This window comes from Vreelandella maris (genome assembly GCF_013371085.1).
GTDB classification, from domain to species: Bacteria; Pseudomonadota; Gammaproteobacteria; order Pseudomonadales; family Halomonadaceae; genus Vreelandella; species Vreelandella maris.
This window is the reverse complement of sequence record NZ_JABWCV010000030.1, coordinates 19,621-39,127: the sequence shown is the minus strand read 5'-3', so window position 1 is coordinate 39,127 and position 19,507 is coordinate 19,621. Positions and strand designations below refer to the sequence as shown.

Sequence of the window (19,507 nt, the reverse complement as noted above, 5' to 3'; positions counted from 1 at the left end):
TTGAAGGAAAAGCGTCGGCTTAATACGCGTTACGACAAGCTGGCCAGTAGTTTCAAGGCCATGGTGACACTGGCTTGCATTGAGCAATGCATGAGAGCCAACTTTTCAGACAGAACCTAGCATGGTGAAGTAGGTCATGCGCCTGGGTGGTACTGCCTTTATTCGAGGCGATACCAATACTGGCGCTGATGTGCAGGCAGTGTTGGTAGAGTGTAAATGGCTGAGCAAGGGCCGCTAATAAACGATTCGTGAGGGCAATTACTTCTTGTTCGCTCTGGTAAGGGGCTAGCAGTACCACAAACTCATCGCTAGAGAGGCGTGCCACACTAACGCCCGCTGTCACGGTATCTAGTAAGCGTTGCGCCACGGTTTTAAGTAACTGGTCTCCTAATCCATGGCCAAACGCATCATTAATCGGCTTAAAGTCGTCTAAGTCGATATAAAGCAGTGCCAGTTCCTGCCTCCGCGATTTACAGGTTTTGAGCGCATGTTCCAGGCGTGTTTGTAGTGCCCCTAGATTTGGGAGCCCGGTGAGCGGGTCGTGAGCTGCTTGATAAGCAATACGCGCTTCCTGCTCTCGCTGGCGTGTAATGTCTTGTTGTATGCCGATAAAATGCGTACATACGCCCGTTTCGCTAAACACGGGGCTAATCGATAACTGGTTCCAAAACAGGCTGCCGTCGCGGCGGTAGTTACGTAGCAGTACTTGCACGTCTTGATGTTGAGTGACACCGCGGCGAATCTCTTCAACAGCTTCCGGGTTGGAATCTTCGCCCTGTAAAAAACTGCAGTTGCGGCCCAGTGCTTCTTCAGCGCTGTAACCGGTAATGTCGGTAAACGCACTGTTTACATACACCAGCGGTAAGTGGGGCTGGGTGGCATCTGCCATCACTACACCATTAGGGCTGGCTTCAATTCCCCGTTTTAACAGCCGTAGCTCGCTTTCATCCTGTTTGCGCTGAGTAATATCACGGCAAATCGCATAGACGCCTATCATGCGTTCATCGGCGATAATCGGCACGTGGGTGACTTCAAGCTGACTCGCATGGTGATGACGGTTGATGCTAAGCGCTTGATAGCTTTGATGTTGCCCTTTTAAGGTGGCGTTAAAGGCAGCTTTTGCCTCTACGAGAGCGTCGATATGGAGCAACTGAAAAAAAGCGTTACCGGTTAAGTGCTCATTGGCGATACCGGTGATATGCGCTGCTGCTGAATTACAGTGCTCGATAATGCCATCAAGGCTTAGCTCAAATATGGCATCGGGATGATGGGTAAATAGCGCGTGATGGCGCGCCTGCAAAGCGTGAGGTACATCCTGTACGTTATAATTGTTTGCAATACTCTCCTTAATGTTTGCCATGAAGACTCTTTTCACAAGTTAATCCGTGTCACAAGTTTGTCATAAAATAGGCGTTGGCTTTGGCGGCGTTGGCTAACCATTGCCCAAATGAGTAGGCTCGAAAGCTTCGGTAGCGGCGGCCACTGAGTGGACGCCGCGCTATTTTAACTATTCCATGCGGTTAGCCGTGTTGACTTGGTCCGCGCTGAGCTCGGTAAGCTATGTTGAACGCGTATGTTTTTCATTTTCCCCACTTTAAAAAGTAATAAGATGCGACTGCTTTTTAAGGCGTGCCATGCAGCAGCTTTAGAATTAATTGTATTAGCTTGTTTTTATGGAGCTGGTTGAAGGTTGCAAATCGATCAACGTGGTGCTCAAGGAGGCAGCTAGGCAAGTTTGGAAAGCGCTTAATACTAGATTTTCTAGTTTTAATTGACTAGCACGATGGTTCTCTTCAGAGTGTAACGCTAAGGTTGTTTTGTGTCTGCCTTTAATCTTTTTTAATGATGCTTTTTGTACGGAACATGTCTCTTTCAATATATAAAAAAACAGAAAAATTTAATTGGCGTGCAAAAATAAGCCATGCTTGAATCCATAAATCACCCCATCGACCTTGGGATTCTCGGTCAAGGGCCATTGACAACGGCTAGCAAGCGCGCATGGTGCGTGATAGACTATGCCATCCTCTCAGACAGACCCGTGAATGGGCAGCTCGATTTAACTGCCTGTTATACGTTTTGGTAGGGAGAAAAACCTGCCAAATCAACTGGTTGTTATAGACCTGATCAGCTAGTTGTTAGAGAAGTGTCATGTTGCGGAACGTCGTGCTGTCATAGCGCAGCCGACAAACACATATTTAATTTCGTTGCCGTTTTTTCGGCAACCTTTATTCTCCAAGGAGATACCCTGTGGCGAACAGCAAGCAAGCTCGCAAGCGCGCCCGCCAGGCCGAGAACCGTCGCGTCCTGAAATCCAGCCAGCGCAGCATGGTCCGCACCTACATCAAGCGTGTAGTGAAAGCGATCAGCACCGGCGACCACGCTAAGGCAATGGAAGAGTTCAAGGCCATGCAGCCGGTTGTTGACCGTATTGCAGACAAAGACGTGCTGTCTAAGAAGAAAGCAGCTCGCCTGAAGAGCCGTTTGAACAAGCGTATTAAGGCACTGGCGGCGTAAGCCGGCAGGCGCCATAAAAAAACCGGCTGCGGCCGGTTTTTTTGTGTCTGAATGATTTTTCTAGATGGTTTTTCTAGGCAGTCATTCTAGACAGTTTTTCTGGATGGCTTTTGTGGATAGCTTATGACAGCGAAGAAAGCTCCCAACACTTCCTCAAACACCGCCATAGTCCGCCGCGGGCTAATGCGCTCGGGTCTCGTCGTCAGTGCGATGACGATGCTGTCGAGGGTGATGGGGCTGGCGCGCGATGTGGTGATTGCTACCTTATTAGGGGCAGGAGATGGCGCTGATGCGTTTTTCGTGGCGTTTAAGATCCCTAATTTTTTGCGCCGTCTATTTGCTGAAGGGGCGTTCAATCAAGCCTTCGTGCCGGTGCTTTCGGAGTACTCCACCCAGCGTAATCGGGAGGAGATACGTGCGCTACTGAATGCGACCGCGGGTAGCTTAACGGCAGTGCTGGCGCTGATTACTGCCATGGCAATGCTCTGCGCGCCGTGGTTGATTTGGGTGTTTGCCCCCGGGTTTGGCAGTGAGCCGGAAAAGCTGGCGCTGACCGCGGATATGCTGCGCTTAACGTTTCCCTATTTATTGCTGATTTCGCTTACTGCCTTTTCAGGCAGCGTGCTGAATACCTGGAACCGTTTTGCGGTGCCCGCGTTTACCCCGGTGTTGCTTAATCTTTCGCTGATTGGTGCGGCGCTGTTCTTAATGCCGCTAATGGAAGAGCCCGCCATGGCGCTGGCCTGGGGCGTGCTGATCGCCGGGGCTGCGCAGCTGGTTTTTCAAGTGCCGTTTTTATTACGCTTGGGGCTGATGCCCGCACCCTGGCCAAACTTTGCCCACGAGGGCGTACGGCGCATACTGAAATTGATGGGGCCTGCGCTTTTTGGGGTGTCGGTATCGCAAATTAATCTGCTGTTGGATACGGTCTTGGCTTCGTTGCTAGCGGCGGGTAGCGTGTCGTGGCTTTATTACTCTGACCGGTTGGTAGAACTGCCGCTAGGCGTGTTTGGGGTGGCGATTGGTACGGTGATTTTGCCAGCGCTTTCCAAGCGCCATGCTGACCAGTCCAAAGAGCACTTTGCGGCGATGCTCGATTGGGCTATTCGCATTGTGTTGCTGTTAGGCTTGCCCGCGGCGCTAGCGCTGGCGGTGCTGGCCGAGCCGCTGTTAATCACGCTATTCCATTACGGCGCGATGACTGACAACGACATCCAAATGGCGGCGATGAGCCTACGTGCTTACGCCTTCGGTTTAGTAGCCTTTATGCTGATCAAAGTATTGGCACCGGGCTTTTTTGCCCGTCAGGACACCAAAACCCCGGTAAAGGTAGGCATTCTCGCCATGGTCGCTAATATGGTGTTTAACTTGCTGCTGATTTGGCCGCTGGCGCATGCCGGGTTGGCGTTGGCCACCGCGCTGTCAGCCTTCTTGAACGCTGGCCTGCTGGGTTATCTGCTGCATAAACAGGGTGTGCTGGTGTTTCAGTCGGGCTGGAAGCGTTATTCGGTACAGTTAATTGGTGGCAGTGGGTTAATGTGTGCGGCACTCTATTTTGTGGCGCCGGATTGGCAAGCGTGGCTCTCCTTTGGCCTGTGGCAGCGGATAAGCTGGGTGACTGGGCTGGTGGTCATGGGCGGTTCACTCTACTTCGCGTGGCTGGCAGCATTAGGTTTACGCATCCGTCATCTTAAAATGCACTCATAACGCTGCACCCTGGCGTGCGGGTTCGTTATAATTGAGGCTTTGTCCTCCCAACGGCTGAGGTGCCATGCGCGTCATTCGAGGTCTGCACAACTTGAAAGCGGCTCATCGTGGCTGCGTTGCGACGATCGGTAACTTCGATGGTGTGCATCGCGGCCATCAGGCCATTCTTCAGCAGTGCCGTGAACATGCCGCACGCTGGAGTGTGCCGCTGACAGTGGTGGTGTTCGAGCCCCAGCCGCGCGAATTTTTTGCCGTTGACCAAGCACCGCCGCGGTTAACCCGCCTGCGTGAAAAAGTGCGTTTACTGCGTGATTTTGGTGCGGAACAAGTGCTGGTGCTGCCGTTTAACGATACGCTGCGCAGCCTGACGGGGCGCGAGTTTATCGATCAGGTATTGATTGATGGGCTCGGCGTTAAGCACTTGGTGGTGGGTGATGACTTCCGCTTTGGCTGTGATCGTCGCGGTGACTTTGCGCTGCTGGCGGAAGTAGGGCGCGAGCAGGGGTTTGGCGTCGAGCACACGCGCACGTTTACCGTGGATGACGAGCGGGTGTCCAGCACGCGGGTGCGTACCTTGCTGGCCAGCGGCAATTTTTCCGCCGCGGCGCGTTTGCTGGGCCGCCCCTATTCATTGCATGGCCGTGTGGTGCGTGACCAGCAGTTGGGGCGCACGCTTGGCGTACCCACCGCCAACTTGCCGCTGCTGCCCCAGCCGTTAACGCTGCGGGGCGTGTTTGCGGTAGTCGCTGAGCTTGAAGATGGTAAACGCCACCAGGGCGTTGCCAATGTTGGCTTTCGTCCGACGGTGGGTTCAGAGCGGCCGACTCTTGAGGTGCACCTGTTCGATTTCTCCGGTGATCTTTACGGCCAACGTATGACGGTATACCCCTGTACGCGACTGCGGGGCGAGGTCAAGTTTGACGGCCTTGACGCGCTGAAAGCGCAAATTGAACGTGACCAAGCCCGTGCTCGCCACTATTTTTCGGCGGCAGTGGCCAACCACGACTATTCTCTTCCGCTGGCCTCGGCCCCGCTTGGGCGTGAGACCGCTTCTTCTGATTCATCTTCGGCGGGAAATTCCGCTGATGCTAACGACGGCTGACCGGACTATGGATTACAAGCACACGCTGAATTTGCCTGAAACTGACTTCCCCATGCGCGGCATGCTGCCAAAGCAGGAGCCAGGGCGGGTTTCCCAGTGGCAAGATATGAACATTTACCAGCGCCTGCGTGAAGCGCGCGCAGGTGCGCCGCTGTTTGTACTGCACGATGGCCCTCCTTACGCCAACGGTAGTATTCATATCGGTCACGCCGTTAATAAAATTCTTAAAGATATCATCGTTAAGTCTAAGAATTTAGCCGGTTTTGATGCTCCTTATGTGCCGGGTTGGGACTGCCACGGTTTGCCCATTGAGCACAAGGTAGAAACTACCCATGGCAAGCACTTGGCGCCGGAACACGCCCGTGAGCTGTGCCGTGAATACGCCGGTGCGCAAATCGAAACGCAGTTGGCCGACTTTGTGCGTTTGGGCATCATTGGCGATTGGGATCACCCTTACCGCACCATGGATTTCGCCAACGAAGCGGGCGAGATTCGTGCCTTGGCCGAGATGGTCGATGCGGGCTACGTATTTAAAGGCTTGAAGCCAGTGAACTGGTGCTTTGACTGTGGCTCAGCGCTGGCGGAAGCCGAAGTCGAGTATGCGGATAAAAAGTCTGACGCCATCGACGTTGCCTTCCCGGTGGAAGACGCCGACAAGCTGGCGGCCGCGTTCGGTTTAAGCGAACTGGCTAAACCAGCGGCGGTAGTGATTTGGACCACCACGCCTTGGACCATTCCGGCCAACCAAGCGTTGAACGTTCACCCCGAGTTCACCTACGCACTGGTTGATACTGGTGAGCGGTTATTGCTGCTGGCGGAAGAGTTGGTGGAGAGCTGCCTAGAGCGCTTTGGCCTGCAAGGCGAAGTGATTGCCACGACGCAAGGCAAACAGCTTGATCTGATCAATTTCCGTCACCCGTTTTATGATCGTCTCTCGCCGGTTTATTTGGCGGAGTACGTCGAGTCAGAAGTCGGCAGCACGGGTATCGTTCACTCCGCTCCTTCTTACGGCATGGATGACTTTTTAACCTGCCGTGAGCATGGCATGGAGTTCGATGACATGCTTAACCCGGTGCAGGGCAACGGCGTTTACGCTGACGACCTGCCGTTCTTCGGCGGCCAGATGATTTGGAAGGCTAACCCCCTGATCGTCGAAAAACTGCGCGAAGTCGGTGCGCTGATGGCGCATATTCCGATTAAACACAGCTATATGCACTGCTGGCGCCACAAAACGCCGGTGATCTACCGGGCCACGGCGCAGTGGTTTGTGGGCATGGATATCAAAGGCAAAGACGGCAAAACGCTGCGCGAGCGTGCCCTCGAAGGCATCGAGGCCACGGCGTTTACGCCCGCCTGGGGGCAGGCGCGCCTGCACAGCATGATTGCTAACCGCCCGGACTGGTGTATCTCCCGCCAGCGCAACTGGGGCGTGCCGATTCCGTTCTTCTTACACAAGCAAACCGGTGAGCTGCACCCGCGAACCGTTGGCATGATGGAAGAGGCGGCCAAGCGCGTTGAGCTAGAAGGCATTGATGCTTGGTTCAAGCTCGACCCCGCTGAGTTATTGGGTGCGGAAGCGGCGGATTACGACAAAGTCACCGATACACTCGATGTATGGTTTGACTCCGGTACCACACACCGCCACGTATTGCGTGGCTCGCACCCGCACGGCCATGAAAGCGGCCCGCGAGCGGATCTCTATCTGGAAGGCTCTGACCAGCACCGTGGTTGGTTCCACTCGTCGCTGCTGACAGGCTCGGCCATTGACGGTCATCCGCCTTATCGTCAGCTGCTGACCCACGGCTTTACCGTCGATTCTCAGGGCCGCAAACAGTCCAAATCGCTGGGTAACGTGGTCGCGCCCCAGGAAGTGATGGATAAGCTGGGCGGTGATATTCTGCGCCTATGGGTCGCCTCCACCGATTACTCTGGCGAAATGGCCGTTTCCGACGAGATTTTGAAGCGCACGTCAGACGTATATCGGCGGATTCGGAACACTGCGCGCTTTCTGCTTTCGAACCTTAACGGGTTTGATCCAGAGAAAAACCAAGTAGCGTTTGGCGATATGCTGGCACTGGATCAGTGGGTAGTGGATCGCGCTTACCAGCTGCAAGCGCGGATCGAAAAAGCCTATGAAGAGTACCGCTTCCTGGATGTGTATCAGCAGGTGCACGGTTTCTGCGCGCGGGAATTAGGTGGCTTCTATTTAGATGTTATCAAAGACCGCCAATACACCACGCAAACCGACTCACTGGCACGCCGCAGTGCGCAAACCGCGCTCTATCACGTAGTGGAAGCACTGAGCCGCTGGATCGCGCCGATTCTCTCCTTCACCGCAGAAGAGATCCACGAGAACATCCCCGGCAAGCGTGGCGACAGCGTGTTGCTTGAGACCTACTATACGGATCTGGGCAGCCTGGACGATAACGCTGATTTAGGCCGCGCGTTCTGGGAGCAGGTGCTGGAGGTTAAGCACTCGGTCAATAAGTGCCTGGAAGACGCCCGTAATGCCAAAGTGATCAAGGGCAGCCTGGCGGCAGAGGTCACGCTATACGTGAGCGACGAGCTTCAGGCGACACTGACTAAACTGGGCGATGAACTGCGCTTTGTCATGCTCACCAGCGAAGTCACGCTTAAGCCCCTGGCTGATGCAGGCGATGCAGAAGCAACGGATCTAGAGGGTCTGAAAGTGGCTGTCAAAGCCAGCGACAACGACAAGTGCGAGCGTTGCTGGCACCACCGCCCTGATGTAGGCACGCATGCCGAGCACCCTGATCTATGTGGCCGCTGTATCAGCAACCTCCCTGAAGGCAGCGGTGAGACTCGTTACTATGCTTAAAGAAGGAAATACGCCTGATACGAATACGTCTAGCGATGCCAGCGCGCGGCCGACGATGCAGCGGCCGTTGCGTTGGCTGTGGCTAGCGGTGGTAGTGATTGTGTTGGACTTGGCCACGAAATACGTGGCCAGCAGCCAGCTCGGCTATGCTCAGCCGGTGGAAGTGTTGCCGTTCTTTAATCTGACACTGCTACACAACACCGGCGCGGCATTCAGCTTTTTAGCCACTCACCCCGGCTGGCAGCGCTGGTTCTTCGCCCTTATTGCGATTGGCGCGACGGTAGGCTTAACCATTTGGCTCACACGCATCAAACACGATGAAAAACTGTTGGCGATCGCGCTGCCGTTGATTATCGGGGGTGCGCTGGGGAATCTTTATGACCGCTTGGTACATGGCTATGTAGTCGATTTTCTCTCCTTCCACGCCGCCGGATGGTACTACCCGGCGTTTAATGTGGCGGATATTGCGATTACCCTGGGGGCGGTCGCTTTAATCTGGGAATCGATCATGGGTGAGCGGCGGCGTAAAAAAGCGCACGGGAACGTTTCATAACGGTCTGACCATGAAGGTCTGTTAATAGCGGTCTGTCCTAACGAGAAGACATTCACTTAAAGTCATTTATAGACAGGTAAGGATGGTAATGAGCGACTACCGTATTGATGATGGCATGGAAGTGACGCTGCACTTCACCTTAAAGCTGGAAGACGGCACTTTGGTAGACTCCACCAAAGATAAAGCACCGGCTACCTTCGCAGTGGGCGATGGCAATCTGCCGCCCGGTTTTGAGCATCCGATTAAAGGCATGGCCGCGGGTCAAGAGGGGACGTTTCAGATCACCCCAGAACATGCTTTCGGTCAGCATAACCCGCAAAATATTCAGACCCTGAAGCGGGCAGATTTTGGTGACGAGCCCCCGGAAATTGGCATGGTGATGTCGTTTGCCGATAAAGCGGGAACGGAATTGCCAGGCGTGGTCAAAACCATTGACGGTGATCGTATTGAGGTGGATTTCAATCACCCGTTAGCAGGCCGCACGCTTACGTTTGAAGTAGAAGTACTGGACGTTAAGCCGGTGAACACTCATTAAGCAGATGCTACGTCGCATCAAGGCGCTCTTATGACAAGCACGCAGCAAACACAGCCTATCGAAATTAAATTGGCCAACCCGCGCGGCTTTTGTGCCGGTGTGGATCGTGCGATTGATATCGTCAATCGCGCACTGGATGTCTTTGGCCCGCCCATTTATGTGCGCCACGAGGTGGTTCATAACCGCTTTGTGGTCGAAACACTGCGGGATCGTGGTGCTGTGTTCGTTGAAGAGCTGGATGAAGTGCCGGATGACGTCATTGTCATTTTCTCAGCCCACGGTGTTTCCCGAGCGGTGCAAGCCGATGCCGAGCGGCGGGGGTTGAAGGTATTTGACGCCACCTGCCCGCTAGTGACCAAGGTGCACCTGGAAGTGCTGCGCTACGCCAAACGTGGGCAGGAGTGCATTTTGATCGGCCATGAAGGGCACCCGGAAGTCGAAGGCACCATGGGGCGCTACGATACCTCCCACGGCGGGCGTATCTACTTGGTCGAGGACGAAAAAGACGTTGCTAACCTGGAAGTACGTGATCCCTCCAAGCTTGCCTTCGTAACGCAAACCACGCTCTCAATGGATGACACCGCCAAAGTGATTGATGCGCTGCGTGACAAGTTTTCCGAGATTCAAGGCCCACGTAATGATGATATCTGTTATGCCACGCAAAACCGCCAGGATGCTGTGCGTGAGCTAGCCGCCCAGAGTGATTTGTTATTAGTGGTTGGTAGCCCCAATAGCTCAAACTCGAACCGCTTGCGGGAGCTTTCGGAGCGTATGGGTACACCTGCCTATTTGATCGATAACGCCGATCAGATCGACCCGCAGTGGCTTGAAAATGTAGCGCGTATCGGCGTCACCGCTGGCGCCAGTGCCCCTGAAGTGCTGGTTAAGGGCGTAATTAGCAAGCTTCAAACCATGGGCGCTGCTATACCCGAAGAGTTACAAGGCCGTGAAGAAACCATTACTTTTTCCATGCCAAAAGAGTTACGTGAGAAGGTGATTGCCAGCAGCTGATCTTAGGTTTCGTGATGCAAAGCGTATTAGTTTGCGACATACTGAAACAGTATGAGCCAACTAATACAGGAGCAAAGCCGCGTGCCTTATGTTACTCATCCTTCCACTGGCCGTTTTTCCCATAACGGCCAGCGCGGCTTTACCCTTATTGAGTTAATGATTGTTCTGGTGATCATCGGTATTGTCGCCTCCATTGCCTACCCCAGCTATACCCGCTACGTGCAAAAATCCGTACGAACCGATGCCCATGCGGGCCTGTTGCAGGCTGCTTCCGAGCTTGAGCGCTGCTATACGCGTACTTATGCTTATAGTGATTGCGCAATCAGTGAATTCTCCCCCGAAAACAACTATGAGATTGAGGAAAGTATTAGTGGTAGCGGATACCTACTGACCGCAAGTACCACTCAGAATGATGGTTGCGAAGGCGATATTACCCTAAGTTCAAGTGGCGCAAGGTTGCCCAATGACTGCTGGTAATCAGAGACGGCAGCGCGGCTTTACCCTGATTGAGCTGTTGGTCACGCTGATGATCGCGTCGATCATCGCTATTATGGCGGTTCCCGCGTTTGCCGGCTTCCTTGCCCGCCAGCAACTAGCGAGCGATGTAAACGAACTAATTTCTGTGCTGAGCTTTGCACGTAGTGAGGCGATAAAGCAGCGCAGTGATACAACAGTAGTCTTCTCACCTCCTAACGCCGCTACTTCAAATCGTCGCCCTAAATCTTGTCGAAATAACGAAGTTGCTGAAGAGTTAAGTGATAGCAATGGAGTTAGCACCATCTACCGTTATTCAGACTGGTGTTACTGGGTAGTAAAAAGTGACGCAGTCGATGAGATATTGCGGTTAGGGCAATCGGCCAATATAACCACGCCTGATCAAGCCTTTTCGCTCACCTTTCAAAGTTTAGGCGATGCCGATATTGGAGATTGCCGTGCGGCTTCTTCTGCTCCTTGTCAGATTACGCTAACGCCGCAACGCGATGACATCGCGCCTGTTACGCTTGCCGTCAATATCACCGGCAGTATTCGCAGGCAGGAGACAGCGCAATGACGCACCAGCGTGGCTTTAGCTTAATTGAAGCACTGATCGCGCTGCTAGTGCTCTCCATCGGCCTTATCGGCGTGGCGGCCATGCAACTGAAAGCGCTACAAAGTGCTAATGCGGGTTACCAGCGCTCGGTAGCAAGCGTGGCAGCCGTAGATGCTCAGGAGCGGTTATGGGCAACGCTCGGTGCACTTGAAACAGGCCAAACCTGTGAAAATATCAACACCTCTGCCGTGCAGGCGGAATGGCGGGAACACTGGTTTCAAGGCGGCGATGATGCCACGCCACTGCGCAACACTATTGAAGCACAGAGCGAGATTGAGCTGAGTAGTAGTGGTGACAAGTGCCAGTTCACGGTCACCTTGATGCTCAGCGAGGATGAAAGCGATCTGCTTGACTATACCTTCCGCCTACCACTTGTTGAGCAATCGCCATGAAGCATTCGCAACGTGGCTTCACCTTAGTCGAGTTGATGGTCGCGATGGCGATTGGCACCGTCATTATATTGGGGGCCGGTCAGCTGTTCTTGACCACTTTTCAAACCTTCCAAAACGTTGACAAAGTCAGCCGTAAGCAAGAGGCATTAGTCTTTGCCGTCAGTGCCCTGACTGAATATGGGCGCCAGGGAGATTTCGAGCACTATGCCATTACCGGCGATCAGCGGAGTTCGGGTAACGAGACGCATCACTACTGCGTCCTGCAAAATCAGACAGAGAACCAGCCTGTTGTAGACCTAGCCCGGGTAGACGATGAAGCAGACTGTCCCACGCTTTCAGAAGCGAATAGTGATGGTGTATCGCATACAGTCACCCTACCGGTGGGCGACTGCCGAGTTAATGCCGACGCTAGCTGCGATGAAATCGTCTTCATCATCACCGAGCGAAACAAAGTGATCACTGCACAAGGGGCAACGCCATGAAACAGCAGCAAGGCGCTGCATTAGTGATTGTGATGGCACTGCTTTCTGGTGCGCTGATGCTTGGCATGTCAGGGATGCAGAGCGCATTGATTGATGAGCGGTTGGCAGGCAACTATCGTGCGTCCGTTCAATCACAAATGAGTGGTGAGGGTTTTATAGCTGGTGCTGTCAGTGATGAAAACAATGACAGCTTAACCGAGTTTTTAAAAAATAGCTTGGCTGATCTAGATGATGGAGAGAGCAAAACCCTTAGCGAAGATGAATTAATAGCTCTTTCGGGCAATCGTCTGAGTGAAGCTGATAGCAACCTGATAGTGAATGTGTCTCGCAGCGGCGACCAAATTACGTTAGAAGCATGGGGAGCGCAGGCGGGCGCTAAAGCACCTACAGTGATTACTTTCAATGCATCAGGAGCTGCGCAGAACTTTCGTTCGCCCTTCTTGGCATGTCGGCAAGTCCTACTCAATGGAAGCTCGTTGGCTGCTAGCTGTAGCTCTAACGACACAGTATGTTCACAAGATCCCGCAGGATTTATTTCGGCTGACTCACAAACTTACAATCTTCTCTATAATTTAGGCAGTGAGCAAGGTGATCGCATTACGTTAGACGGAGATGCTGACGCTTACGGTAATGTGCGATCTCAACGGGATATTATATTAACTGGCTCTTCGGTCATTACAGGTAATGCATATGCTCAAGGCGCTATTATTCATGGGGGAGGGACTAGGGTCTGGGGAGAAGAGGTGATAACGAAAAGCTCGCCCCAACGTTGCGATCTTTACCTAGATTCTCAAGGCTTGAGTGTTGAAGTTGAGAATCTTAAACAGCAATACGGTGATAGCGTTGGCAACATAAAAATGGGTACTGATAAAAGAAGGCAATGGTCATTAACGCCTGAAGGATTATTTTTTTATGATGAAGAAACTCGCTCGTCCGGGTCGCCGGTGTTTAGTCAATGTCGTTTTTTTGATTTACCATGCATTTTGAACTTTTTCGTAAACTTTTTCCGGGGCTTATTGGGTTTTAATATTTGCAATAATAACTATGTTTCATGTGATAGCAGTCAGGTTGGCTGGACTGAGCACTCTCAAGTTATTGACAACACTATTGTTGTCAATAATTTAACGTTAACGGGTAACCCTACCTTCATTGTCTCGGGACTTGAAAGCGATAGCCAAGCAAATCCTGCTCAGCTTCGAATGGTGGTAGAAGGTGAGTTTAATGTTAGCGGTGGTGGAAGAAATGGCTTAGTGGTCGAAGACAATGCTCACCTTGAGCTTTTTGTGAAAGGGAAAACGGAGCTAGGGTCTAATTTCCAATTAGGTGATACAAAACCAACACGAGCCGGCGCACCGCCGCTAACGATCAACTCCAGTTACTCGGGGGTGGGCGATGCAGTCGCCGTCAACAGTGGCAGTCACTTGGTAGGTAATATCTATGCGCCCGGCGGGAAGGTGTCAATAAATTCGAGCCGTGTGACAGGTAGTATTTGGGCACAGGAAATTGATGCGCTTAATGACAGCCGAATAATTTATAACGAAGAAAATGTGGTCGCAGATAGCCAAGCCATTGAAACAGAGACAGCCGGTGAGAGCGGCAATGGTTTTAATTGGCAATGGCGATGATCGAGAATATATGTCGATTAGCACCTATGGTATGTTAGGCCTTTTTACACCCTGAAGGATCTGCATATCATATGCAAGCGTCTAACAAAACCCGCGTCCTCACCGGTATCACCACCACCGGCACTCCCCATTTAGGTAACTACGTTGGGGCGATCAAGCCCGCCATTGAGGCAAGCCAGGATCCCAACGTTCAGTCGTTTTATTTTTTGGCTGATTACCACGCGCTTATCAAGTGCCCAGACCCCAAGCGCGTACAGGAATCTCGCCTGGAAATTGCTGCCACATGGCTGGCACTTGGGTTGGATACTGATAACGCGATTTTCTATCGCCAGTCGGATATACCAGAAATCCCTGAGCTCACCTGGATGCTCTCTTGCGTATGCGCCAAGGGTTTGATGAACCGCGCCCATGCCTACAAAGCGGCGGTGGCTGAGAACGAAGAGGCGGAAAACCAAGACCCAGATAAAGGCATCACCATGGGGCTGTTTGGTTACCCCGTGCTGATGGCGGCCGATATATTGATGTTCAACGCCAATAAAGTACCGGTGGGGCGTGACCAAATTCAGCATATCGAAATGGCCCGTGATATCGCCGGGCGCTTTAATCATCTCTATAAGGGCCAGCATTTTGTCCTCCCAGAAGCCGTCGTTGACGAGAAAACGCAGCTTCTGAATGGTTTGGATGGGCGCAAGATGTCCAAAAGCTATGATAATACGATTCCGCTCTTTGCTCCTGAGAAAAAGCTGCAAAAGCTGGTACGTAAGATCAAGACCAACTCACTGGAACCCGGTGAGCCGAAAGATCCAGACACCTGCACGCTGTTCCAAATTTACTCCGCTTTTGCGACGGCGCAAGAGACCGCCAGCCTCCGCGAGCAGTATGCTGCAGGCATTGGCTGGGGTGATGCGAAAAACCAAGTGTTTGAGTACTTGAACGCTCACTTAAGCGCGCCCCGTGAACGCTATAACGCGTTAATGGAAGATCCCGCTCATATTGAAGCGGTACTTCAGAAAGGCGCAGAGCGGGCGCGCGAAGAAGCGGCAGTAACGATAGATCGCTTACGTGCTGCCGTTGGCCTGGGGCGGTTTGTTTAATATCTGAACACTGCCATTCACCGTAGTGACCTGTTAGTCATCTAGCAGTAACGACGAAGCCCCTTCCGCTTGGAAAGGGCTTCGTTTGTTTCGGGCCTCGCGCTTTGCTGCTAACTAGGCTGTTAGTGATAGCTCAGCCTTCAATCGGTGGCGTCAGTCATTAACTAAATGAGCATGGTTGTGCATGAGCATGGTTGTGCTGATGGCCTATAGTGCTTATCACGTAGGCTATGTATTTCTCAGATACGTATTTAGCTTCGCAAAAGCAACGCATCCACAAAGGGAATATTGTATGCGGTCAAGGTATCGACATCAGTCGTTTACGGAATGTGCATTAATAGCCTTAACGCTGGCGGTCGTCGCGTTAATGCTTTGGAAGCTTGTTGGACTACTGATCCTGATTTTTGGCGCAGTGGTGGGCGCCTGTATATTGCAAACGGGTATGACGCCACTTTTGAGGCTAGGCGTGCCCCGGTGGCTGGCACTGTTAACGGTGATTATTACGCTAACCCTGTCGCTAGGCTTAGTTAGTTGGGCATTTGGCGCGCAGGTGTCTGCTGAGTTGGAGTCACTGGCTGTTCTATTGCCTGAGGCATGGGAACAGCTTCAGGAAAGGCTTGAAGGGTCGCAGCTAGCGCCCCTGCTTGATGACGCGGCTGGGCGGGCGAGAGATTTATTTGGAAATGGCATTTCGCAAGTTGGGATGATGGTGGTCTCCATGGGGGGCAGTGTTGTCAGCTTTTTCGCGCTTATCGTTGGCATGGTTTATTTTGCTGCACAGCCGGGTCTTTATCGCCGTGGTTTATTGCTACTCGCGCCCATTAAAAGCCGCCCACGTTTGGGTGAAGCGCTGGATGAGAGCGGTAAGGCGCTTCGCTATTGGCTTGGCGGGCAGTTAGTGGCCATGGTGGTCACTGGGCTTTTAGTGGGTGTCAGCATGTGGCTGTTAGGCGTGCCAGCGCCGCTTGGCTTGGGGTTAGTGGCTGGGCTATTGGATTTTGTGCCTCTGGTGGGGCCTCTGATTGCCGCTATTCCTGCGTTGTTGCTTGCCTTCACGGTGAGCCCTCAAACCACGCTGTTTGTGCTGATTGCGTATACGATTATTCAGCAGATAGAGGGCAATATTTTACAGCCGCTGGTACAGCAGCGCGCTGTTCACTTGCCCCCCGCCATGCTGCTTTTTTCGCTGTTTGCGGCCAGTACTCTGTTTGGTTTAGCCGGCCTGATTTTGGCCGCACCGCTGACGGTGGTGGCGTTTGTGTTGGTGAACAGGCTATACGTCACTCGAGAGGAAGAAAGCCAGTAAATATGTTAATTGTCGTAAATACAGCTGCACAAATAATTGTACGCCGATTATTAGCAGCGTTAAGCTTGTCATCATTATCCGTATTAACTGGATCCATTCTGTCTGGAAGCGCCTGTTCGTGAACAGGCGCTTTTGGCATTGATAAAGGTGAATGTATGTCTACAACGACGGTTGCTGCGCCGCAGAGTTACCGCGTGCCGCTCATCGCCACAGCGGCGATTGTGCTTGGCGCGTTGCTTATAGGAGTAGTGTTTGAGGCCAATACGGGCCTGTTGATGATTGTCGGTGGGCTGTTTGGCATGGTGCTTTATCATGCTGCCTTTGGCTTTACCTCGGCGTGGCGGGTATTTATTACCGAACGGCGAGGGCGCGGCTTGCGTGCCCAGATGGTGATGCTGGCGATTGCGGTGGTGCTGTTTTTCCCTGCGTTGGGAGCGGGCACGCTGTTTGGTAATGAAGTGTCGGGCTTTGTCGCGCCTATCGGTATCTCCGTGCTGGTGGGGGCGTTCTTATTCGGGTTGGGCATGCAGTTAGGCGGTGGTTGTGCTTCTGGTACGCTTTTTACCGCGGGCGGTGGTAACGCACGTATGTTGATCACCTTGGTGTTCTTTATTGTCGGCTCGGTGATTGGTTCGGCGCATTTTGCCTGGTGGCAGAGTTTGCCGGCCTTTCAGCCGGTATCGTTGGTCAACGTGGCTGGGGTAAGCGGCGGGGTTGCGATTAGTCTGGTGCTGTTTGCTGCGATTGCTGCTTTCACCTGGGTGATGGAGAAGCGCCGCCATGGTCAGTTAGAGCAGGCGCCTGCCGTCAATAAACAGGGTGCTGAGCGGTGGCTGACAGGGCCTTGGCCACTGGTGGCGGGTGCCGTGGCGTTGGCGTTGCTGAATTTTGTCACCTTGGCATTGGCTGGCCGCCCATGGGGAATTACCTCTGCGTTCGCACTGTGGGGTGCAAAGAGCTATGCGCTCGTTGGTGGCGATGTAAGCCAATGGGGCTATTGGCAAGCGCCGGGGAATGCGGCGGCCCTTGAAGCCAGCGTATGGAGCGATATAACCACGGTAATGAACGTAGGCATAATGCTGGGGGCACTTGCCGCCGCCAGCTTGGCCGGTCGCTTTGCGCCTAACTTCAAGATTCCATTGAAATCTCTTCTGGCGGCAATCGTTGGTGGCCTCCTGTTGGGGTATGGCGCCCGCTTGGCGTATGGCTGCAATATCGGCGCCTACTTCAGCGGCATTGCGTCTGGCAGCCTGCATGGCTGGGTATGGTTGGTGGCTGCGTTCGCGGGCAACATGCTGGGTGTTAAGTTAAGGCCTTTCTTTTTTAGCGGCGTAGAAGGCCGCAAACCCACCGCTAAAACCAGCTAAAACTAGTTTAAAAGCACTAAAATAGTTAGATGACGCCCTGGTTTGAAGCTTATTCAACCGGGGCGTTTTTATGTTAACAACGTCGCTCTCTTCTACCTTTGTAGCAGGAGCATGTTACATTAAGCCCAAACGCCGCAAACGCCCGATGTTGCTGCATTGCAGCAGTGATTGACATAAAAAGAGAATGCTTATGACTACCCAGAGTAAACGCCCCTTATACCTTCCTTACGCCGGTCCTTCTCTGCTCGAAATGCCGCTATTGAACAAAGGCAGCGCGTTTACTCAACAGGAGCGCCTAGCGTTTAACCTGATTGGCTTGCTGCCGCAAAAGGTGGAAACCATTGAGGATCAGCTGGAGCGGGTCTATCGCCAGTACCAGCAGTGCCATAGTGACCTTGAGAAACACATCCATCTGCGCGCCATTCAAGATGACAACGAAACGCTCTATTTCCGTTTGGTGTCTCAGCACCTTGAAGAGATGCTGCCGATTATCTATACCCCCACGGTCGGTCAGGCATGTCAGGAATTCTCCAATATTTATCGCAACCACCGTGGTCTGTTTATTAGCTACCCTGACCGCGAGCATATGGATGACATCCTGCGCAGCGCCACGAAAGATAACGTCAAGGTCATCGTGGTGACGGATGGTGAGCGGATTTTGGGGCTGGGTGACCAGGGAATCGGGGGCATGGGAATTCCGATTGGTAAACTGGCACTGTATACCGCCTGTGGTGGCATCAGCCCTGCCTACACGCTGCCGATCATGATCGATGTGGGTACCAACAACAAAGCGCTGCTGGATGACCCCATGTACATGGGTTGGCGCCACGAGCGGGTAGGGCAGGAAGAGTACGATGCTTTCATGGCGGAGTTTATTGCCGCCGTGAAGCGCCGTTGGCCTAACGTGCTGCTGCAATTTGAAGACTTTGCCCAGGCCAATGCGGTGCCGCTGCTTGAGCGTTATCGTAATGAACTGTGCTGCTTTAACGACGATGTACAGGGCACCGCGTCGGTGGTGGTCGGTACTTTGATGGCGGCTTGCCAAGCGCGCGAAGAAACCATTGCTCAGCAGCGTGTGGTGTTTGTCGGTGGGGGATCGGCAGGTTGTGGCATCGCCGAGCAGGTGGTGGTGGCCATGGAAGCCGAAGGCTTGACCGAGAGCGAAGCCCGCGCCCGCATTTTTATTGTTGATCGGGACGGTTTAATGACCAGCGATCAAGCGTGGCAGCGCGACTTCCAGCGACGCCTGGCCCACGACCCCTCCTTGGTGGTTGGCTGGAATGGCCAAGGACTGGAGGAGACGATTGCGCAGATCAAACCAACGGTATTGATTGGTGTGTGTGGTCAGCGTGGCATCTTCACCGAGCAAGTTGTTCGCACTATGCACGCGGGCTGTGAGCATCCGGTGATCATGCCGCTCTCCAACCCGACCTCGCAAGCAGAGGCGGTGCCGGAAGATGTTATCCGCTGGACCGATGGTCAAGCGCTGGTAGCCACCGGTAGCCCCTTCGCGCCGGTGGTTTACAACGGCCGCACTTACCCGATCGCCCAGTGCAACAACGCCTATATCTTCCCAGGTATAGGTTTAGGGGTCATTGCCGCCAGTGCCAACCGAGTCACCGATGAGATGCTGATGAGCGCCTCTCGGGCGCTGGCCCGTGAAGCACCGTTGGTCAAAGAGGGCAAAGGCGCGCTGCTGCCACCTCTATCGCGTATTCGCGATATCAGTAAGTCGATTGCCTTTGAAGTCGCTGCGCAGGCGCAGCAGAACGGCGTGGCGCTGAAAACCAGCGGCACGACGCTGCGTGAGTTGATTGAAAAGGCGTCCTGGTCGCCGGATTACCGCACCTATCGCCGCCGCGCATTCTAAACAAAAAAAAGCCCCCACCG

The 19,507-nt window shown here is 53.3% G+C and carries 17 protein-coding genes; 16 read left to right on the top strand and 1 reads right to left on the bottom strand.

What is annotated here, in order from left to right:
• Positions 1-52 precede the first annotated feature (52 nt).
• The gene (locus HUO07_RS18885; RefSeq protein WP_176304795.1) at positions 53-1,360 is read right to left on the bottom strand and encodes a diguanylate cyclase domain-containing protein; all 1,308 of its coding nucleotides are present in this window, start codon (positions 1,358-1,360) and stop codon (positions 53-55) included.
• Between the two features lie 887 nt (positions 1,361-2,247).
• Here HUO07_RS18885 and rpsT point away from each other — a divergent pair.
• The 16 genes from rpsT (at position 2,248) to HUO07_RS18805 (ending at position 19,487) form a co-directional block, all read left to right on the top strand.
• Entirely contained in the window at positions 2,248-2,514 is a 267-nt protein-coding gene (rpsT, locus tag HUO07_RS18880; RefSeq protein WP_008959243.1) for a 30S ribosomal protein S20, read from the top strand.
• Positions 2,515-2,637: 123 nt separating this feature from the next.
• Positions 2,638-4,221: a murein biosynthesis integral membrane protein MurJ gene (gene murJ / locus HUO07_RS18875; protein ID WP_176304794.1), complete on the top strand. Its 1,584-nt coding sequence runs from the start codon at positions 2,638-2,640 to the stop codon at positions 4,219-4,221.
• 64 nt (positions 4,222-4,285) lie between these two features.
• A complete protein-coding gene (gene ribF, locus HUO07_RS18870) occupies positions 4,286-5,323 on the top strand; it encodes a bifunctional riboflavin kinase/FAD synthetase (RefSeq protein WP_176304793.1) in 1,038 nt (345 codons plus the stop codon).
• Complete coding sequence (gene ileS, locus HUO07_RS18865) at positions 5,307-8,162, top strand: isoleucine--tRNA ligase (protein WP_246286842.1); 2,856 nt, start codon at positions 5,307-5,309, stop codon at positions 8,160-8,162. Before ribF ends, ileS begins: the two co-directional genes overlap by 17 nt.
• 55 nt (positions 8,163-8,217) lie before the next feature.
• Entirely contained in the window at positions 8,218-8,715 is a 498-nt protein-coding gene (gene lspA, locus HUO07_RS18860; RefSeq protein WP_101146639.1) for a signal peptidase II, read from the top strand.
• An 88-nt stretch (positions 8,716-8,803) separates the two neighbouring features.
• The gene (gene fkpB / locus HUO07_RS18855; protein WP_176304792.1) at positions 8,804-9,250 is read left to right on the top strand and encodes an FKBP-type peptidyl-prolyl cis-trans isomerase; all 447 of its coding nucleotides are present in this window, start codon (positions 8,804-8,806) and stop codon (positions 9,248-9,250) included.
• A 30-nt stretch (positions 9,251-9,280) separates the two neighbouring features.
• Positions 9,281-10,261: a 4-hydroxy-3-methylbut-2-enyl diphosphate reductase gene (ispH, locus tag HUO07_RS18850; protein ID WP_176304791.1), complete on the top strand. Its 981-nt coding sequence runs from the start codon at positions 9,281-9,283 to the stop codon at positions 10,259-10,261.
• 51 nt (positions 10,262-10,312) lie between these two features.
• Positions 10,313-10,738 (top strand): type IV pilin protein, encoded by a 426-nt coding sequence (locus HUO07_RS22065; protein ID WP_176304790.1) that lies wholly within the window; start codon positions 10,313-10,315, stop codon positions 10,736-10,738.
• The gene (locus HUO07_RS18840; protein ID WP_176304789.1) at positions 10,725-11,312 is read left to right on the top strand and encodes a GspH/FimT family pseudopilin; all 588 of its coding nucleotides are present in this window, start codon (positions 10,725-10,727) and stop codon (positions 11,310-11,312) included. Before HUO07_RS22065 ends, HUO07_RS18840 begins: the two co-directional genes overlap by 14 nt.
• Complete coding sequence (pilV, locus tag HUO07_RS18835; protein WP_176304788.1) at positions 11,309-11,743, top strand: type IV pilus modification protein PilV; 435 nt, start codon at positions 11,309-11,311, stop codon at positions 11,741-11,743. The genes HUO07_RS18840 and pilV overlap by 4 nt, the downstream gene beginning before the upstream one ends.
• Entirely contained in the window at positions 11,740-12,225 is a 486-nt protein-coding gene (locus HUO07_RS18830) for a PilW family protein (protein WP_176304787.1), read from the top strand. The genes pilV and HUO07_RS18830 overlap by 4 nt, the downstream gene beginning before the upstream one ends.
• A complete protein-coding gene (locus HUO07_RS18825) occupies positions 12,222-13,850 on the top strand; it encodes a pilus assembly PilX family protein (protein WP_176304786.1) in 1,629 nt (542 codons plus the stop codon). Before HUO07_RS18830 ends, HUO07_RS18825 begins: the two co-directional genes overlap by 4 nt.
• Before the next feature lie 71 nt (positions 13,851-13,921).
• Positions 13,922-14,944: a tryptophan--tRNA ligase gene (locus HUO07_RS18820; RefSeq protein WP_176304785.1), complete on the top strand. Its 1,023-nt coding sequence runs from the start codon at positions 13,922-13,924 to the stop codon at positions 14,942-14,944.
• Between the two features lie 292 nt (positions 14,945-15,236).
• Complete coding sequence (locus tag HUO07_RS18815) at positions 15,237-16,250, top strand: AI-2E family transporter (protein ID WP_176304784.1); 1,014 nt, start codon at positions 15,237-15,239, stop codon at positions 16,248-16,250.
• Between the two features lie 155 nt (positions 16,251-16,405).
• Positions 16,406-17,617, top strand: coding sequence for a YeeE/YedE family protein (locus HUO07_RS18810; protein WP_176304783.1), 1,212 nt, complete (start codon positions 16,406-16,408; stop codon positions 17,615-17,617).
• Positions 17,618-17,807: 190 nt separating this feature from the next.
• Positions 17,808-19,487 carry an NAD-dependent malic enzyme gene (locus HUO07_RS18805; protein ID WP_281362676.1) on the top strand — a complete coding sequence of 560 codons (1,680 nt, stop codon included), beginning with the start codon at positions 17,808-17,810 and terminating at the stop codon, positions 19,485-19,487.
• Positions 19,488-19,507: the final 20 nt, after the last annotated feature.

Bases quoted from the DNA above. Each gene is read 5' to 3' on its own strand.
- lspA (WP_101146639.1), top strand. From the start codon at position 8,218: ATGCAGCGGCCGTTGCGTTGGCTGTGGCTAGCGGTGGTAGTGATTGTG.
- HUO07_RS18885 (WP_176304795.1), bottom strand. From the start codon at position 1,360: ATGGCAAACATTAAGGAGAGTATTGCAAACAATTATAACGTACAGGAT.
- ribF (WP_176304793.1), top strand. From the start codon at position 4,286: ATGCGCGTCATTCGAGGTCTGCACAACTTGAAAGCGGCTCATCGTGGC.
- HUO07_RS18825 (WP_176304786.1), top strand. From the start codon at position 12,222: ATGAAACAGCAGCAAGGCGCTGCATTAGTGATTGTGATGGCACTGCTT.
- HUO07_RS22065 (WP_176304790.1), top strand. From the start codon at position 10,313: ATGAGCCAACTAATACAGGAGCAAAGCCGCGTGCCTTATGTTACTCAT.
- ispH (WP_176304791.1), top strand. From the start codon at position 9,281: ATGACAAGCACGCAGCAAACACAGCCTATCGAAATTAAATTGGCCAAC.
- HUO07_RS18830 (WP_176304787.1), top strand. From the start codon at position 11,740: ATGAAGCATTCGCAACGTGGCTTCACCTTAGTCGAGTTGATGGTCGCG.
- HUO07_RS18840 (WP_176304789.1), top strand. From the start codon at position 10,725: ATGACTGCTGGTAATCAGAGACGGCAGCGCGGCTTTACCCTGATTGAG.
- pilV (WP_176304788.1), top strand. From the start codon at position 11,309: ATGACGCACCAGCGTGGCTTTAGCTTAATTGAAGCACTGATCGCGCTG.
- ileS (WP_246286842.1), top strand. From the start codon at position 5,307: ATGCTAACGACGGCTGACCGGACTATGGATTACAAGCACACGCTGAAT.
- murJ (WP_176304794.1), top strand. From the start codon at position 2,638: ATGACAGCGAAGAAAGCTCCCAACACTTCCTCAAACACCGCCATAGTC.
- fkpB (WP_176304792.1), top strand. From the start codon at position 8,804: ATGAGCGACTACCGTATTGATGATGGCATGGAAGTGACGCTGCACTTC.
- HUO07_RS18815 (WP_176304784.1), top strand. From the start codon at position 15,237: ATGCGGTCAAGGTATCGACATCAGTCGTTTACGGAATGTGCATTAATA.
- HUO07_RS18820 (WP_176304785.1), top strand. From the start codon at position 13,922: ATGCAAGCGTCTAACAAAACCCGCGTCCTCACCGGTATCACCACCACC.
- HUO07_RS18810 (WP_176304783.1), top strand. From the start codon at position 16,406: ATGTCTACAACGACGGTTGCTGCGCCGCAGAGTTACCGCGTGCCGCTC.
- HUO07_RS18805 (WP_281362676.1), top strand. From the start codon at position 17,808: ATGACTACCCAGAGTAAACGCCCCTTATACCTTCCTTACGCCGGTCCT.